General features: G+C 71.1%; 13 protein-coding genes. 9 read left to right on the top strand and 4 right to left on the bottom strand.

Going from position 1 to position 16,501, the window contains the following annotated elements; all coding sequences use genetic code 11:
- Nucleotides 1-48 precede the first annotated feature (48 nt).
- From ACGTNF_RS00980 to ACGTNF_RS00960, 5 genes are all read left to right on the top strand, one after another.
- Entirely contained in the window at nt 49-1,227 is a 1,179-nt protein-coding gene (locus ACGTNF_RS00980) for an MFS transporter (RefSeq protein ID WP_394600014.1), read from the top strand.
- Between the two features lie 22 nt (nt 1,228-1,249).
- The gene (locus ACGTNF_RS00975) at nt 1,250-2,626 is read left to right on the top strand and encodes a YcjX family GTP-binding protein (protein WP_394600013.1); all 1,377 of its coding nucleotides are present in this window, start codon (nt 1,250-1,252) and stop codon (nt 2,624-2,626) included.
- Nucleotides 2,623-3,687, top strand: coding sequence for a TIGR01620 family protein (locus ACGTNF_RS00970; RefSeq protein WP_394600012.1), 1,065 nt, complete (start codon nt 2,623-2,625; stop codon nt 3,685-3,687). Before ACGTNF_RS00975 ends, ACGTNF_RS00970 begins: the two co-directional genes overlap by 4 nt.
- 74 nt (nt 3,688-3,761) lie before the next feature.
- Nucleotides 3,762-4,202 (top strand): universal stress protein, encoded by a 441-nt coding sequence (locus tag ACGTNF_RS00965; protein ID WP_394600011.1) that lies wholly within the window; start codon nt 3,762-3,764, stop codon nt 4,200-4,202.
- A gap of 79 nt (nt 4,203-4,281) precedes the next feature.
- Entirely contained in the window at nt 4,282-4,725 is a 444-nt protein-coding gene (locus ACGTNF_RS00960) for a universal stress protein (RefSeq protein ID WP_394600010.1), read from the top strand.
- 45 nt (nt 4,726-4,770) lie between these two features.
- Here the strand turns inward: ACGTNF_RS00960 and ACGTNF_RS00955 are convergent, their stop codons facing one another.
- Both ACGTNF_RS00955 and ACGTNF_RS00950 read right to left on the bottom strand, forming a co-directional pair.
- Entirely contained in the window at nt 4,771-5,958 is a 1,188-nt protein-coding gene (locus ACGTNF_RS00955) for an AGE family epimerase/isomerase (protein WP_394600009.1), read from the bottom strand.
- 92 nt (nt 5,959-6,050) lie between these two features.
- A complete protein-coding gene (locus ACGTNF_RS00950) occupies nt 6,051-6,848 on the bottom strand; it encodes a Cof-type HAD-IIB family hydrolase (protein ID WP_394600008.1) in 798 nt (265 codons plus the stop codon).
- A gap of 162 nt (nt 6,849-7,010) precedes the next feature.
- On the opposite strand from ACGTNF_RS00950, the gene ACGTNF_RS00945 reads away from it, so the two are divergent.
- The 3 genes from ACGTNF_RS00945 (at nt 7,011) to gpgF (ending at nt 11,200) form a co-directional block, all read left to right on the top strand.
- A complete protein-coding gene (locus tag ACGTNF_RS00945; protein WP_394600007.1) occupies nt 7,011-8,951 on the top strand; it encodes an exoribonuclease II in 1,941 nt (646 codons plus the stop codon).
- Nucleotides 8,952-9,102: 151 nt separating this feature from the next.
- Nucleotides 9,103-10,215, top strand: coding sequence for an N-acetylglucosaminyl phosphatidylglycerol synthase (gene gpgS, locus ACGTNF_RS00940; RefSeq protein ID WP_394600006.1), 1,113 nt, complete (start codon nt 9,103-9,105; stop codon nt 10,213-10,215).
- Nucleotides 10,208-11,200, top strand: coding sequence for a glucosaminyl phosphatidylglycerol flippase (gene gpgF / locus ACGTNF_RS00935; protein ID WP_394600005.1), 993 nt, complete (start codon nt 10,208-10,210; stop codon nt 11,198-11,200). Before gpgS ends, gpgF begins: the two co-directional genes overlap by 8 nt.
- A gap of 11 nt (nt 11,201-11,211) precedes the next feature.
- Here the strand turns inward: gpgF and ACGTNF_RS00930 are convergent, their stop codons facing one another.
- Together ACGTNF_RS00930 and ACGTNF_RS00925 are read right to left on the bottom strand one after the other, a co-directional pair.
- Complete coding sequence (locus ACGTNF_RS00930; RefSeq protein ID WP_394600004.1) at nt 11,212-12,525, bottom strand: HlyD family type I secretion periplasmic adaptor subunit; 1,314 nt, start codon at nt 12,523-12,525, stop codon at nt 11,212-11,214.
- Nucleotides 12,509-14,215, bottom strand: a complete 1,707-nt coding sequence (locus ACGTNF_RS00925) for a type I secretion system permease/ATPase (protein WP_394600528.1) — start codon at nt 14,213-14,215, stop codon at nt 12,509-12,511. Before ACGTNF_RS00925 ends, ACGTNF_RS00930 begins: the two co-directional genes overlap by 17 nt.
- A 338-nt stretch (nt 14,216-14,553) precedes the next feature.
- Here ACGTNF_RS00925 and ACGTNF_RS00920 point away from each other — a divergent pair, with 338 nt between their 5' ends.
- A complete protein-coding gene (locus ACGTNF_RS00920) occupies nt 14,554-16,422 on the top strand; it encodes a cellulose binding domain-containing protein (protein ID WP_394600003.1) in 1,869 nt (622 codons plus the stop codon).
- The last annotated feature ends 79 nt before the right edge of the window (nt 16,423-16,501 follow it).

The raw sequence follows: 16,501 nt of genomic DNA, 5'->3' as shown, positions 1-16,501 counted from the left end.
TCATGAGCGCTGCGGCGCTCGCCCCGTCCCCCTCGAGGAACCTGCCCCATGCCCCTGACCGTTATGCTGCTCTCGCTGTGCCAGGCCCTGCTGGTCAGCGGCAACATCCTGCTGATCGCCGTGTCGCCGCTGATCGGCGCCCAGCTCGCCCCGGAGCCGGCCTGGTCCACCGCCCCGGTGGCGACCCAGTGGCTGGGGCTGATGTGCGCCACCATTCCCGCCTCGCTGATCATGGCCCGGCTGGGTCGGCGCCGCGGCTTCGTGCTCGGCCACCTGCTGGGGCTCGCCGGCACCGGGCTGGCCGTGGCCGCCCTCCAGGCCCAGGCGTTCGGCCTGTTCCTGCTCGCCACCTGGCTGATCGGGATCGGGATCGGCTTCGGCCAGCTGTACCGCTTCGCCGCGGTGGAGGCGGCCCCCGAGGGCGGCCGCGACCGCGCCATCGGCCTGGTGATGGGCGGCGGCGTGCTGGCGGCCTTCTTCGGCCCCTGGCTGGCCCGCCACAGCCACGCCCTGGCCGAGGTGCCCTACCTCGGCAGCTTCCTCGGCCTCGGTGCCCTCTACCTGCTGGCCCTGGCGCTGCTCGCTGGCGTGCGCCTGCCCGAACCCGGCCGGGATGCCGCAGCGGGCGAACCGCGCCGGCTGGGCGAGATCGTCCGCCAGCCGGTGTTCCTGCTGGCGGTGGTCAGCGCCATGGCCGGCTACGGGGTGATGAACCTGGCCATGACCGCCACGCCGCTGGCCATGGCCGAGGTCGGCCACGGCTTCGATCACGTGGCCACCACCATTCAATGGCACGTGGTGGCGATGTTCCTGCCCTCCTTCGTCACCGGGCGGCTGACCGCCCGCTTCGGCGCCCCGCGGATGATCGGCGCCGGCTGCCTGCTGCTCACGGCCAGCGCCCTGACCGCCCAGCTCGACGCGGGGCTCGCCGGCTTCCATGCCGGCCTGGTGCTGCTCGGCCTGGGCTGGAACTTCGCCTTCCTGCCCGCCACCGGGCTGCTCACCGAGGCCCATTCTCCCGCCGAGAAGGCCCGCACCCAGGCCGCCAACGAGTTCCTGGTGTTCTCCACCGTGGCGATCACCGCGCTGCTGGCCGGCCCCCTGGTGACGCTGCTGGGCTGGGCGAGCCTCAACCTGCTGCTGATCCCGCTGTGCCTGCTGCCGCTGGCGCTGCTCGGCGCCCGCCACCTTGCCTTCCGGCGTCGCCGCCCGCAGATTAGGGGCTGACACGGATGCCGAGCGACGCCCCATGCCCCGAAACCTGACACGCGACCTGCTCGAACGCGGCCGCGACCGCCAGCTGCGCCTGGCGGTCACCGGCCTGTCGCGGGCGGGCAAGACCGCCTTCCTGACCTCGCTGATCGACCAGCTTCGCCACGCCGGACTCGAGGCCCGCCTGGACCTGCTGCCCGCGGCCCGGGAAGGCCGCCTGCTGGGCGCCCGCCGGGTCGAGCAGCAGGATCTCGGCGTGCCGCGTTTCCCCTTCGACCGGGCCCTTGCCGCCCTCGACGCCGACCCGCCGCAGTGGCCGGCGCCGACCCGCGGCATCAGCGAGCTGCGCCTGTCGATCCGCTACCGCCCGGGCCGCCCCGGCTGGATCGGCGGCGACACCCGCCAGCTGACGCTGGACCTGTTCGACTATCCCGGCGAATGGTTGCTCGACCTGCCGCTGCTGGAGCACGACTTCGCCAGCTGGTGCCGGGCCCAGCGCTTCGACGGCGAGCGCGCCGCGCTGTTCGCCGACTGGCAGCGCGAGGTGGCGGACCTGGACCCGGCCCAGGAGGTCGACGAGGCGCGCCTGGCCGAGATCGCCGAACGCTACGCCGAGGGCCTGCGCGCCGCCCGCGAGGCCGGCTTCTCGGACCTGCAGCCGGGCCGCTTCCTGCTGCCCGGCGAGCTCGAGGGTGCCCCGGTGCTGCAGTTCTTTCCCCTGCCGGGGCTCGACGAGGCCGACCCGGCCATGCTGGCACAGCTGCCGCCGGAGAGCCTCTACGCCACCCTGGCGCGGCGCTTTCGCCACTACCAGCAGCACATCGTCAAGCCGTTCTACCGCGATCACTTCCGCCGCTTCGACCGCCAGATCGTGCTGGTCGACGTGCTCGGCGCGCTGAACGCCGGGCCCGAGCGCTTCGAGGACCTGTCCCGGGCGCTGACGCGACTGATGCAGAGCTTCGACTACGGCCGGCGCAGCCTGCTCTCGCGGCTGTTCGCCCCGCGCATCGATCGCCTGGCCATCGCCGCCACCAAGGCCGACCACGTCACGCCCGAGCAGCATCCGCGCCTCACCGGGCTGCTCCAGTCGCTGCTGGCCGAGCCGCTCAAGGACCTGCGCTTCGCCGACGTGCCGGTACGCGCCCTGAGCCTGGCCGCGATCCGCGCCACCGAGGCCCGCGAGGTCGACCACCGCGGCCAGCGCCAGCCGGTGCTGCGCGGCACCACCCTCGAGGGCGAGGACACGCTGCTGTTCCCCGGCGAGGTGCCGGCCACCCTGCCCGACGCCAGCTTCTGGCGCCGCCAGGGCTTCACCTTCACCGCCTTTCGCCCCCAGCCCCGCGACGGCGGCGCCCTGCCGCACATTCGCCTCGACGCCGCCCTGGAGTGGCTGATCGGAGACAAGCTGACATGACCGCGCCCCGAGAATCCGACCCGCGCCCCGGCCGGCGCTTCACGCTGGAGACCGAACCCGCCCCGGAGCCCCCCCGGACGCCGGCCCCGGAGCATCTGTTCGACCCGACGCAGGCCCACCACCCGCCGACGCCGGCGGAGCCGGACGCCGTCCCCGGCGAGAGCGAGGCCGCCGTCAGCGCCGGCCTGGCGCCGCCGAAGCGCCGCCGCTGGGGCCTGCTCGGGCTGCTGGTCGCGGGGCTCGGCCTGGGCGCCGGCGAGCTCGCGCTGTCGATGCCCGCGGCGCTGGCCGAGGGCGACTGGCTGGGCCTCGGCTGGGGGCTGCTGGGCCTCGGCGCCATCGGGCTCGGCGGCGGCGCCCTGGCCCGGGAGCTGTGGCGACTGCGCCGCCTGCGCCGCCACGAGCGGCTGCGCGAGACGCTCGGCGCGCTGCCGGAGGCCTCCGGTCGCCAGGCGCGCGCCACCGCCGACCAGCTGCGCCGCCAGCTCGGCCTGGACGAGGACCATCCCCACTGGCAGGCCTTTCTCACCGTCCATGAGCCGCACCACGACGGCCGTGAGACCCAGGCCCTGCTGGCCCATCATCTGCTGGCCCCGCGCGACCGCGAGGCGCGGCGGCTGATCTCGCGGATGAGCGGCGAGACCGCGGTGATGGTGGCGCTGAGCCCGCTGACGCTGGTCGACATGGCGCTGGTCGCCTGGCGGCACCTGTCGCTGATCGACCGGCTGTGCCGACTCTACGGCCTGGAGCTCGGCTATGCGGCGCGCCTGCGGCTGTTTCGCCAGGTGCTGCGCGACATGGCCTTCGCCGGCGCCAGCGAGCTGGCCAGCGAGGCCGGCATGGAATGGCTGTCGCTGAACCTGGCCGGACGCCTCTCGGCGCGGGCCGGCCAGGGCATGGCGGTGGGCCTGCTCGGGGCACGGCTGGGGCTGCGCGCCCAGCGGCTGACCCGCCCGCTGGCCTTCGACGAGGCCGAACGGCCCCGCGTCGCCGACCTGCGCCGCGAGCTGTGGGGCAGAATGCGACGCCTGGAGCGTCGCGAGCAGGACGACAAGCGTTGATGAGGATCATCCCAGGCGGCCCGATGGGGTCTAGGCTGTAGGGTATGCCACCGGCCACGCCAAGGAGAGATCCCATGTTCCACACCATCCTCGTGCCCATCGACGGCTCCGAGCACTCGCGGGTGGCGCTGTGCGTCGCCTGCAAGCTGGCCCGCCAGGAGGACGGCCGGCTGATCCTGCTGCACATTCCCGAGGCCCTGCCCCACGAGCCGCTGCTGGTCTGGGGCATCGGCGCGGTGCCGCTGGAGTCGACCATGGAGAAGCGCGACGAGGTCGGACAGACCCTGCTCGACCACGCCATCGAGGAGGCCAGGGCGCTGGGCATCGAGCAGGCCAAGCCGGTGCTCGCCCGCGGCGATCCCAGCCAGACGATCCTGGCCGCGGCCGATGAGCACGGCGTCGACACCATCGTCATGGGCAGCCGCGGGCTCGGCGATCTCAAGGGCCTGGTGGTGGGCAGCGTGTCGCACAAGGTCAGCCACGGCGCCGAGTGCCGGGTGATCACCGTCCATTGACCCGCGCCGGCGACGGGCCATCCGGCGGTCGCACGGCTAGGCTGAAGGGGCGTTTTTCTCAGTCACGGAGGTGCTGGCCATGTTTCGAACCATCCTGGTGCCCGTCGACGGCTCGTCCCACGCCCGCAAGGCGCTCTCCCTGGCCTGCCAGCTGCTGGCAGACCGCCATGACGCCTGCCTGCTGCTGCTCCACGTGCCCGAAGCCGCGCCCCACGACCCGCCGATGATGTGGGGCGTGGGCAGCGAGGCCGCGGCCGACTCCCGCGGCGAGCGCGAACGACGCGCCCGGCAGTTGCTCGACACGGCCGCCGAGCAGGCCCGCGACCGCGGCGTGCGCCACGTCGAGCCCGAGCTGCGCTTCGGCGACCCCACCCGCACCATTCTCGAGCTGGCCGACGCCCGCGACGTGGATGCCATCCTGATGGGCAGCCGCGGCCTCAGCGACCTGCGCGGCCTGTTCACCGGCAGCGTGTCGCACAAGGTCAGCCATGCCGCCGAGTGCAGCGTGATCACCGTGCACTAGATAAAGGCAGGCCCGTAAGGCGCTCCGGCAAGCCGGCTGGGGGGCTCAACGCGACCCCGCACGCCGTGCCAGGGCCTCGATCACGGCGTGACAGGCCCCCATGGTGTGATAATCGACCTTGCCCGGCGGGCTCTTGAGGTCCGAGTAGCGCCGGTTGTCCGGCGTCAGCACGCGATACCAGCCGCCGTGGCGATGGTCGATCAGGTGGCGCCAGCCGTAGTCCCACAGCCGCTCGTACCAGCGCCAGTAGACCGCCCCGCCGGTACGCACGCCCAGCAGCGCCGCGGCCGCCAGGCCCTCGGCCTGCACCCAGTCATACTTGTCGCCGTCGCTGAGCCGCCCCGCCGGATCGAGGCCGGCGACCAGTCCGCCGTGGGTGCGATCCCAGCCCGCCGCCACGCTGGACAGGAACAGCCGCTCGGCGGTGGGCAGCAGCCAGGGCTCGGGGCGATGACGCTCCAGCATCACCAGCAGCTTGGCCCACTCGGCCTGGTGGCCGACCTGATAGCCCCAGGGGCGGATCAGGTGGGCGGGATCGTCGCGGTGATAGTCCCAGTCGGGCCGCCAGCGGGCGTCGTAATGCTCCCAGATCCAGCCGTCGCGGTGGTCGCGGCCGGCCAGCGTGACGGCCCGGGCGATGGCCAGCGCCTGGTCGAGAAAGGCCGCCTCGGCGGTCGCCTCGAAGGCGGCGATCAGCGCCTCGCAGCCGTGCAGGTTGGCGCCCTGGCCGCGATAGGGCGACAGCCGCCAGTGACGGTCGGCCTCGTCGGCGAAGCGCCGCCAGCGCGGCTCCCAGAAGCGCCGCTGCAGCAGCCGATGGGTGGCCTCGAGCCCGTGCCGGGCCTCGTCGATGCCGGCCTTGAGCGCCTCGGCATAGGCCAGCAGCACGCAGACCAGCCCGTAGCAGTGCTGGGTGTCGTCCTCCACGATCCCGCTGTCCAGCGTCCAGGCATAGCCCTGGGTCGCCGTCTGGAAGTGCGCCTTCTCCAGGTAGGCGAGCCCGTGGCGCGCCCAGTGGCGGTATTCGTCGCCGCCGCCGTGACGGGCGTGGCGGGCATAGGTCACCACATAGCGGGCGCTGGAGACCAGGTGGCGATGGTCGTGATCGAGGATGGCGCCGTCATCGAGCAGGTAGTGGTAGAAGCCGCCGTGGGGATCGATGGCGCGGGGATGGTAGAAGGCCATGGTGCGGCGGACCTGGGCCTGGAGGAAGGCCGGATCGTGGACGTTCATGGCGCCTCCCGATGACGTGTCCCTCGAGGATGGCCGCCCGGCGCGAGGCGGGCGATACCACCATGGTGGCAACGCCCGCCCCCTGAGGCCGACTAGAGGGCGAAACGCTCGGCCAGATGACGCGCCACGGCCGCCTCGTCGTGATGGCCGATGCGCCGCGCCTCGGGCAGTCGCGCATCCAGCTCGGGGTGACCGTTGGCCATGATCTGGGCCTCGCCGGCCAGCGCCAGCATCTCGGTGTCGTTGAGGTTGTCGCCGAACGCCAGGCAGCGCTCGGCGGGGAGATCGAGCCGGCCGAGCAGCGCCGACAGCGCGGTGCCCTTGTTGACGCCCCCGGCCATGATCTCCAGCGAGTTGCCCATGGAATAGGTCACGTGCAGACGCTCGCCGGCACGCCGGCGCACCTCGCCCTCGAGCTCGGCCAGGTGACCGGGCTCGCCGATGTAGAGCACCTTGCCGACGCCCTCGGCGGCCAGCCGCTGTGGCGCCACCACCCGGTAGCCGAAGCCGGTGTGGGCATGCAGCGCCAGCAGCGTCGGCGCCTCGGCGTCGATCACCCACTCGTCATCGTGATAGAGATTCAGGCGCACGGCGTCGGGGCGCGGCAGGTCGATCAGCTCGCGGGCCAGCTCGGCCGGCACGTGACGTGCCTCGAGCAGGGTATCGTCGGGCGCGTGGGTGTAGGCGCCGTTGGTGCTGATGATATGGGCGTCCACGCCCAGGCGGTCGCGAAACGCCAGGATGTCGCGATAGTGGCGCCCCGAGGCCAGGGCGATGTGGTGGCCGCGCGCCGCCAGGGCGCGGAAGGTCTCGACGGTATGATCCGCCAGGGCGTGATCGGCGCCGAGCAGGGTGCCGTCGAGATCGCTGACGATGAGATGGGCCGACATGGGCGGCGCCCTCCGCTGCAAAGAGTGTGCGCCCATTCTATCGGCTACGCGCCGCGGGCTCATCCTGACTCGCCACGGCCCCGACGATTGCCCGCCGCCCGATTGGCGCCGGCTGGCGGAATCCGTATAGTGGCCCCCCTATCCCGCCAATCGATCGTGACCATGCTGCAGAACAACTCGGCGCTTGCTCAGCTCAAGCAACAGATCCGCGACAACACGCCCCGCGTCGAAGGGGTCATCAAGGCCACCGACCGCGGTTTCGGTTTTCTCGAGACCGACGACGGCGACTCCTACTTCGTGCCGCCCCCCGCCATGAAGCAGGTGCTCCACGGCGACCGTGTCGAGGCCATCCTCCACGAGGAAGGCGAGAAGAAGTCCGTGGAGCCGGACACCCTGATCGAGAGCGGCATGGAACGCTTCATCGCCCGCGTGAAGAAGCGCGACGGGCGCCTGTCGGTGATTCCCGATCATCCGTCGATGAACGCCCCGCTGAAGGCCCGGGTCAAGCGCAGCCTCGACGAGGCGAGCCTGGGCGAAGGCGACTGGGTCGTGGTGCGCCTGGTGCGTCACCCGCTTAAGCCCGAGGACCGTGGCTTCTTCACCCAGATCGATGAGCTGGTGGCCAAGACCGATAACCCGGCGGTGCCCTGGCGGGTGACCCTGGCGCGCCACGCCCTCGAGCAGGAATGCCCGGACGCCGGCGACGACTGGCCGCTGCGCGACGAGGGCCTCGAGCGCGAGGACCTGACCGCCGAGCCGTTCTTCACCATCGACGGCGAGAAGACCCGCGACATGGACGACGCCCTGCGCATCGAGCGGCGCGAGGGCGGCGGCTGGACCCTGAACGTGGCCATCGCCGACCCGACCGCCTACATCGAGGAAGGCCACGCCGCCGACCTGGAGGCCCGCACCCGCGCCTTCACCGTCTACCTGCCGGGCCAGAACGTCACCATGCTGCCCGAGGCGCTGGCCGACGACCTGTGCTCGCTGTGGGAAGACCGCGACCGCCCGGTGCTGGCCTGCGCACTGGACATCGAGGCCGACGGCAGCCTGGGCGAGTACCGCTTCTTCGCCGCCAACGCGCGCTCCCACGCCAAGCTGGTCTACGACAACGTCTCCGACTGGCTCGAGGGCCAGGGCGACTGGGCGCCGTCCGAGGCCATCGGCGAGCAGCTCGAGGCGCTGCGCGAGCTGACCGAGGCCCGCGCCGACTGGCGCGCCAAGCACGCCCTGGTGTTCAAGGACCGTCCGGACTACGTGTTCGACCTCGACGAGGCCGGCAACGTGCTGGGCATCCGCACCGAGGAGCGCCGCATCGCCAACCGCATGATCGAGGAATCGATGATCGCGGCCAACGCCTGCTGCGCCGACCTGCTCAGCCAGCACGTGGGTCACGGCATCTTCAACGTCCACCGTGCCTTCGAGGCCGACAAGGCCGAGGCGGCCCAGGAATTCCTGGCCGGTCAGGAGATCCAGGTCGAGCTCGAGGCGCTCACCGAGCTGCCCCGCTACAGGGAACTCAAGCGCGAGCTCGAGGGCCGCGAGGACGCCTGGTTGGACGCCCGCCTGCGCCGCTTCCAGGGCTTCACCAACATGTCCGCCCAGCCCGGCCCGCACTTCGGCCTGGGCCTCGACGCCTACGCCACCTGGACCTCGCCGATCCGCAAGTACGGCGACATGGTCAACCACCGCCTGATCAAGCGCGTGCTCAAGGGCGAGCAGGCCCCGGCCGAGGCCAGCCAGGAGCTCACCGAGCAGCTCACCGAGCGTCGCCGCCTCAACCGCCTGGCCGAGCGCGACGTCAAGGACTGGCTCTACGTGCGCTACCTGACGCCCTCCGCCGAGGCGGGCGAAAGCTTCGAGGCCGAGATCATTGCCATCAACCGCGGCGGCATGCGCGTGCGCCTGACCGCCAACGGCGCCACCGCCTTCATCCCGGCCCCGCTGATGCACAGCGACCGCGACAAGGTGGCCATCGACGACAAGGACGGCCGCATCCAGATCGAGGGCGTCGAGCGCTACAAGCTCGGCGACGTGATCCGCGTGGCCCTGACCGAGGCCCGCGAGGAGACCCGCTCGCTGGTCGGCCGCCCGGCCGAGTAGGCGCCCTCCCCGCGCTCCCTCGCACGTGAAACGGCGGCCCTCGGGCCGCCGTTTTGCGTTTCAGCTCGCGTTCCCGGCCCATGTCGTCGAACTGTCGCAAAGCCCGCGTAGCGTGAGGGGGGAACCATCGGCCCGCACGGGAGGGACCCTTTTGCATATCGCCGACGTCACCATGTTCCACGCCCCCTCGAGCGGCGGCGTGCGCACCTATCTCCAGGCCAAGCACCGCCGGATCGCCGAGACGCCCGGCCTGCGTTCGAGCCTGCTCGTGCCCGGCGCCGAACGCGACGCCCTCGACGACTGCCATACGCTGCCGGCGCTGCGCCTGCCGCTGGGCCAGGGCTATCGCTTCCCGCTGCGTCGCGCCCCCTGGCGCGAGCGGCTGCGGGAGCTCGCCCCCGACCTGATCGAGGCCGGCGACCCCTACGTCACGCCCTGGGCCGCGCTGGAGGCCGGCCAGCGGCTCGGCGTGCCGGTGGTCGGCTTCTACCACTCCGACCTGCCACGGCTGATGGGGGATCGCTTCGGCGGCGCGGTGCGCCGGCGCCTGGAGCGCTACGTGCGCGACCTCTACGGCCGCTTCGACGGCGTGATGGCGCCCTGCCGGGCCATGGCCGAGCGGCTGGCGGACTGGGGCGTGGAGGACGTGCGCGTGCAGCCGTTGGGCGTCGACCTCGCCACCTTCCACCCCAAGCGCGCCGATCCCACCTGGCGGGCCTCGCTGGGGCTGCCCGCCGATACCCGGCTGCTGGTCTTCGCCGGGCGCCACTCACGCGAAAAGAACGTCGACGTGCTGCTGCGCACCCTCCGGCGCCTCGGGCGGCCCTACCACCTGCTGCTGATGGGCCCGGGGATGCCGACCCGGGTGCCCGACAACGTGACCGTCATCTCGCGCTACTGCGATCGCCGCGAGGTGGCTCGGGCGCTGGCCAGCGCCGACGCCATGCTCCACGCCGGCACCCGCGAGACCTTCGGCCTGGTGGCGCTGGAGGCAATGGCCTGCGGCCTGCCGGTGGTGGCCGCCCGGGCCGGGGCGCTGATCGAGAACGTGCCCCTGGGCGGCGGGCTCCTGTGCAGGCCCCACGACGCCGGGGCCATGGCCGAGGCGGTCGAGGCCCTGTTCGACCACGACGTTGCCGCCGGTGGCCGGCACGCCCGCCGCCAGGTGGAGCGTCGCTTCCACTGGAACCGGGTGATCGACGACCTGCTCGTCTACTACGCCACCTTCATACCCGGCGAGCCCGCGGCGCGGCGGCATGGCTAAGCGTCGTCGGCATTACGGCTGGTGGCTGGCCGCGGCGCTGGTGCTGGCCCTGGCGGTACCGCTGATGATCGGCGGCCGCGACGCGCTGACGGCGCTGGGCGACTTCCCGCCGGGCAGGCTGTCGGGGATGCTGGCGATGGTGGTGCTGTGCTGGAATCTCAACGCCCTGCGCCTGAGGCTACTGCTGGCGGGACGCGCAGGCCCGCTCGGCCAGCGCAGCGCCCTCGGGATGGTGATGGCCACCGAGTTCGCTATCTGCGCCACCCCGGGCGGCAGCGGCGGGCTGCCGACCCTGCTCGCGCTGGTGGCCCGACGCGGGCTGCGCCCCGCCCGGGCCTCGGCGGTGTTCATGGTCGACCAGTGCTGCGACCTGCTGTTCTTCCTGGCCGCGCTGACCGCCCTGGCGCTGGTGTCGCTGGCCACGGCGGTGCCCTGGCCCCATCAGTGGCTGCTGGTCGCCGCCATCGTCGCGCTGCTGCTGGCGCTGGCGACGGGGACGATGCTGATCCGACATCTGCCGGCGCTGCTGCGCCGTCGTGGCGCATCGCGCAAGCGGCGCCCTCGACTGGCCCGGCGACTGCTCGGCTTTCGCCAGGCGCTGGTCGCCACCCTGGCCCTGCCCCGCCCGGTGCTGATGCTGGCCATGGCCAGCTGCGCCGCCCACTGGCTGACACGCTACAGCCTGCTCTACCTGGCGCTGGCTGGCCTGGGCGCCGACGTGGCCTGGAGCTGGGCCTTCCTGGTGCAGATGCTGTCGATGGCGGCCGGCCAGCTGAGCCTGCTGCCCGGCGGCACCGGCGCCGCCGAGCTCGGCACCGGCATGCTGCTGATCCCGCTGGTCGGCCAGGCTACCGCCGGCGCCGCCATCGTGATCTGGCGCTTCGTCACCTTCCACTGCTATCTGCTGGCCGGCGCCCCGGTGTTCCTGGCCATGATCGGCCTGCCTCGACGTCGCGGCACGACAGATAACGAGCGGGCGGGCTGAACCGGGCCGGCTCAGTCCGCGCGCATGGCCCGCGCCAGCATGTCGCTCACCGGCTTGGCCAGGTAGCTGGCGAAGGTGCGACTGGCGGTCTGCAGCCGCACCTCGGCGGGCATGCCCGCCTGCAGTCGCATCGATTCCGGCATCGACTGACGCTCCGCCTCGCTGACCCGGATCCGCACCTCGTAGTAGCGCTGACCGCTGCGCTCGTCGGTGAAGCTGTCGGCGGACACCCGCTGCACGGTGCCGTCGAGGAGCTTCGAGCGGCGACGGTTGAAGGCGCTGAAGCGGATCTCCGCTGACTGGCCGGGATAGACGCTGTCGATGTCGCGGTCGTCGACCCGGGCCTCGACGACGAAATCTCCGCCGCCCGGGACGATCTCCAGCAGCGTGGTGCCGGGCTCGATCACCGCACCGCGGGTATGCACGGCCAGGCCGACCACCGTGCCCGCGGCCGGCGCCTCGACCGTGGTGCGGCGCCGCTGGTCGCGCAGCGCGGTCATGCGCTCCTCGGCATCGGCGATCTGGCGCCGGGTCTCGCGCAGGCGCTCGCCCACCTCCTGGCGGAATTCCTCGACGCGCACCCGCTTCTTCAGGTCGTTCTCGCTGATCTGCGATCTCAGCCGCGCGATCTCGGTGCGATGCTGTTCGATCTCGCCCTGATACTGCAGCACCTCACGTTCCAGCTCCCTCAGCCGTCGGTTGTCGCCCAGCCCGTCCTTGAACAGCGAACGATAGGCCTCGGCATCCTCGCGCAGCGAGGCAAGCTGCTCGCGGCTGACCCGAATCATCGCCTCGCGCCCCTCGATGCGCTGGCGCAGCTGCTCGCTCTGCTCCTCCAGCGACGCCAGCGCCCCCTCGAGGGCCTCGCGCCGAGAGAGGAAGAGCCCGCGCTGGACCGCCTTGAGCTGTGCGATGCGCGGCGACTCGGCGTCGGCGAGCTCATCGGGGAACGTCAGGCGCTCGTCGCCGGCCTGCTCGGCCATCAGCCGGGTCTCGGCGGCGCGATTGATCAGGAACTGCGAGCGTGCGATCTGCAGCCTCGACTCGACCTGGGTCGGGTCGAGCACCAGCAGCGTCTGTCCTTCCTCGACGCGATCGCCTTCCTCGACCGCGATGCGTCGCACGATGCCACCCTCCAGGTGCTGCACCGTCTTCTTCAACGAGGCCACCTCGACCCGGCCGGAGGCGATGACCGACACGGCCAGCTCGGCCGAGACCGCCCAGCCGCCGAAGCCGAGCACGCAGACCAGCACCAGCGCCAGCCCCACGAGGCGATGCCGCCGGTCGTCGACCGGTGGCCGAGGATCATCATGTGTCGGCTGCATGGGCGCCTCCCTGGGTGGTGGCTTCGCGTCGTTCCTGTCTCCGGGCCGTCATCCGCTCCAGCACCCGGTCCCGGGGGCCGAACAGCGACACCCGACCGTCGTCCAGCACCAGCAATCGGTCGACCCGCTTCAGCACACCGCTGCGATGACTGATCACCAACAGGGTCACGCCGTCCTGCCGCAGGGCCTCCATGGCCTCGGCCAGGGCCTGTTCGCCGCGATGGTCCAGGTTGGCATTCGGCTCGTCGAGCACCACCAGCACCGGATCACCATGCAGCGCCCGCGCCAGACCGATGCGCTGGCGCTGGCCGGCCGAAAGCAGGCCACCGCCCGGCGCCAGCCAGGTGTCGTAGCCGTCGGGCAGCCGCAGGATCATGTCGTGTACCCCGGCGCGACGTGCCGCCGCGATCACCCGCTCGCCATCGACTTCGGCGAAGCGGGCGATGTTCTCCGCGATGGTGCCGGCAAACAGCTCGACGTCCTGGGGCAGGTAGCCGAGGTGGGGGCCCAGGACACCGCGATCCCAGCGCGCGATATCGGCGCCATCCAGCCGCACACACCCTTCATTGGCCGGCCAAACGCCGAGCGCCAGGCGCGCCAGGGTCGACTTGCCGGCGGCGCTGGGGCCGATGATGCCGACCTGCTGCCCCGGGGCGATATCGAGATCGATGCCGGTCAGGATGGGCCGCCGTCCGCCCGGCGGCCCGGCGCTCACGCCCTCCAGCGTCAGCCGCCCCCGGGGGGCCGGCAGCGACATGGGAGGCGCGGGCGGCGGCGCCTCGCGAAAGATCGCCTGGAGTCGACGGTAGGCGGCCCGGGCCGCGACGACGCTGCGCCAGCTGCCGACCAGCTGATCGACCGGCGACAGCACGCGGCCCAGCAGGATGGAGCCGGCGATCATCATGCCGGCGGTGATGCGCTCCTCGAGCACCAGCCAGGCGCCGAGCCCCAGAATCATCGACTGCAGCAGCAGCCGCAGCGCCCGGGTGAGGCTCGACAGCATGGCCGCCCGGTCACTGGCCCTCGACTGCTGCCACAGCCCGCGGCGATGATGCGACAGCCAGCGTCCGGCGATGCTCGACAGCATGCCCATGGCTTCGAGGGCCTCGGCGTTGCGCAGGTTTTCCGCCGCCCGCTGGCGGGAGGCCGCCATCTCCTGCCCGGCGCCCTCCAGCCAGCCGCGGGTGGCCTTTTCGCTGATGACCACCAGCGCCAGCAGCAGCAGCCCGGCCACGGCGGCGAAAACGCCGAACCAGGGATCGAACAGGAACAGCAGGGCCAGATAGACCGGCACCCAGAGCACATCGAAGAAGGCCAGCAGTGCGCCTCCCGCCAGCCCCTGGCGCAGGCTTTCGAGATCGTCCAGCGGCCCGGCCCCCTGCCCGCCCGCCGGGTGCAGTCCGCGGCGGAACATCGCCGCGTGCAAGGGGCCGACGAGGCGCTCGTCGAGGCGGTTGGCGAGGCGCACCAGCACGCCCGCTCGCACCCACTCCAGCCCGCCGATCACCACGAACAGGAACACCGCCAGCAGCGTCAGCATCAACAGGGTCGCCTCGCTGCCCGAGGTGATCACCCGGTCGTACACCTGCAGCATGTACAGTGCGGGCGTCAGCAACAGCACATTGAGACACAGGCTGAAACCCGCCACCCACAGCAACGAGCCGCGGCACGCCTCGCGTGCGCTGTCCAGCGGCGCCTCGCCATCCCTCCGGACCTGGTCGCCGAGGGCCGCTCGCCCACGGCCTTTCGCTCGCCCGATCAACACCTCAGTGGCTCTCCCATACCATGCTGCGCCCTCGTCTTATGGTCGAAATATTGACGCTATTTTTTGGTTATACAACACTAAAAATGGCGCATCTACGGCGCCGATGGATGGGAAAATACCCGTCTTCAAACCCTCTCTTCAACCCCCGGGAAATGTCTCAAAATGACGACAGAGAAATTCGAAAATTACGATATAAAGCTATCGAAAAGCCAGACTATCAACATCCTCAATCGTCGCCACTTTATGACAACAGGAGTCAATAAATGAGTTCGACCATCGAGGTGGATACATCAACATCCGCAGAGGAACTGGAGAGCCTGATACGGGAGGCCGACTCGGGCACGACCCTTCGGCTTGCCGCCGGCGACTTTCGCTTCGACGATTCGATCACCATCGAACGCTCCGACATCTCCCTGGTTGGTGCGGGCTCGGACGAGACGCGCCTGACCTTCACCGATGAGGCACTGTCGCGGGACAACGACCAGGCGATTCACCTGGACGGCAGCGAAAACACCGATATCGGCACTCTGTCGGCGGATGCCGACAGCGGTGATAGACGGCTGACGCTGGAAGACCATCCCGACCTTTCCGTCGGCGATACGCTCCGCCTGTGGCAGGACAACGATGACGACTTTTTCGATGACATCGGCGACAGTTCCTGGCGCAAGGTCGAGTACGCCGAATTGCGTACCAGCATGGCCAAGGTCACCGATATCGATGGCGACCAGATCACGCTTGATCGCGGCGTACGCTTCGATTTCGCGGCCAAAGAGACGCAGGTCGAGCGCCTGGAGAGCGTCGATGACGTCACCCTGGAAGGCTTCAGCCTGAACTTCGAACTGGGCGAGGCCGACCCGTCGCGCTTCGAGAACGTCCGCGATGACCTGAGCGACTATCACGCGGTGCATCTCGAGGGCACGGTGAACGCCCGGCTCGACGACCTTCAGGTCATCGAGGGCCCCTCCACCGCCTTTCGTCTCTCCCGCGCCCTGGACACCCGCGGCGAGGAGCTGGAGGCTCACGGCGCCCTCAACAAGGGCGGCAACGGCAACGGTTACGCCTTCGAGCTTCACGAGAGCTACGACGGCACCTTCTCCGGACTCGAGGACAGCGGCATGCGCCACGGCCTGGTGTTCGCCTCCTGGCGCTCCTCGGCCGGCAACGAGGTCGAGATCGCCTCGACCGACCGCGACGTCAACTTCCACGGCGGCCGGGATCACGACAACAGCGTGCACGTGCTGCAGTCGATCCGCGATCCGGAGGCGGACGAGCTGTCGCCGGCGCTGTACGTCAACGAGGACGGCGAGAGCTTCGGCGCCCCCACCGACCCCGACGCCAACGAGGTCGTCTTCGACTACCTGATCGGCACCCGGCGCTCGGACGAGGTGCAGGGCTCGGACGACGGCGTCTACCTGAACGGCGGCCTGGGCCATGACCACCTCCAGGGCGGCAGCGGCAACGACCTGCTCCAGGGCGGGCCGGGCGACGACTGGTACGACGGCGACGATCGGCTGGACGGCGGCGAGGGCGTCGACACCGCGCGCTACACCGGCAGCCTCGACGAACACGAGCTCGCGATGTCCGACGACGGCGTGATCATCACCGGCAAGGGCAGCGAGGATACCATCACCGACGTGGAATTCGCGGTCTTCGGCGATGGCACCACCCTGCACACGGCGTCGGGCAACCTGTTCCGCGGCGAGTCCATCGACGCGCCCGAGCCCAGCCAGATCCTCGACGGCGACGGCGTCAAGCCCGCCATCCTGGAGGACGACGCCGAGCTGCTGGTGACCGGCAACGTCACCAGCCAGTGGGACTCGGGCTACGTGGCGGAGGTCTTCGTCGAGAACGTCTCCGATGACGACATCGTCGATCCCGAGCTTGGCTTCGATCTGCCCGCCGATATCGACACCCTGTGGAACGGCAACGCCAGCGAAGGCAACGGCGGCACGCGAGCGCAGGACAACAACGCCAACACCCTGGCCCCGGGCGAGGGCTGGCGCTTCAGCTTCAAGGCCTACGGCGACGACGAGCTGCCGGCCGAGATGAGCGCCGAGACCGGATCGGGCCAGGCCCTCGAGGTTCAGGTGCTCGGCCTGGGCAACACCAGCGTGGAAGAGCTGGCCGGCTAGGCGCCGCCCTCGCCGCCCCGGCCCAGTGACGACACTCGCTGACAAACCCGGCAGGCGGACACGAAAAAGGGCACCCCGA

It is taken from the genome of Halomonas sp. B23F22_10, from assembly GCF_043496975.1.
In the GTDB taxonomy this organism is placed as follows: Bacteria; Pseudomonadota; Gammaproteobacteria; order Pseudomonadales; family Halomonadaceae; genus Halomonas; species Halomonas smyrnensis.
The sequence above is the reverse complement of the archived record's forward strand: the minus strand, read 5'-3'. Positions and strand labels throughout refer to the sequence as shown.

What these genes read in the sequence shown, in the direction of transcription:
- ACGTNF_RS00980 (WP_394600014.1), top strand. Translation starts at nt 49, where the DNA reads ATGCCCCTGACCGTTATGCTGCTCTCGCTGTGCCAGGCCCTGCTGGTC.
- ACGTNF_RS00975 (WP_394600013.1), top strand. Translation starts at nt 1,250, where the DNA reads ATGCCCCGAAACCTGACACGCGACCTGCTCGAACGCGGCCGCGACCGC.
- ACGTNF_RS00970 (WP_394600012.1), top strand. Translation starts at nt 2,623, where the DNA reads ATGACCGCGCCCCGAGAATCCGACCCGCGCCCCGGCCGGCGCTTCACG.
- ACGTNF_RS00965 (WP_394600011.1), top strand. Translation starts at nt 3,762, where the DNA reads ATGTTCCACACCATCCTCGTGCCCATCGACGGCTCCGAGCACTCGCGG.
- ACGTNF_RS00960 (WP_394600010.1), top strand. Translation starts at nt 4,282, where the DNA reads ATGTTTCGAACCATCCTGGTGCCCGTCGACGGCTCGTCCCACGCCCGC.
- ACGTNF_RS00955 (WP_394600009.1), bottom strand. Translation starts at nt 5,958, where the DNA reads ATGAACGTCCACGATCCGGCCTTCCTCCAGGCCCAGGTCCGCCGCACC.
- ACGTNF_RS00950 (WP_394600008.1), bottom strand. Translation starts at nt 6,848, where the DNA reads ATGTCGGCCCATCTCATCGTCAGCGATCTCGACGGCACCCTGCTCGGC.
- ACGTNF_RS00945 (WP_394600007.1), top strand. Translation starts at nt 7,011, where the DNA reads ATGCTGCAGAACAACTCGGCGCTTGCTCAGCTCAAGCAACAGATCCGC.
- gpgF (WP_394600005.1), top strand. Translation starts at nt 10,208, where the DNA reads ATGGCTAAGCGTCGTCGGCATTACGGCTGGTGGCTGGCCGCGGCGCTG.
- ACGTNF_RS00930 (WP_394600004.1), bottom strand. Translation starts at nt 12,525, where the DNA reads ATGCAGCCGACACATGATGATCCTCGGCCACCGGTCGACGACCGGCGG.
- ACGTNF_RS00920 (WP_394600003.1), top strand. Translation starts at nt 14,554, where the DNA reads ATGAGTTCGACCATCGAGGTGGATACATCAACATCCGCAGAGGAACTG.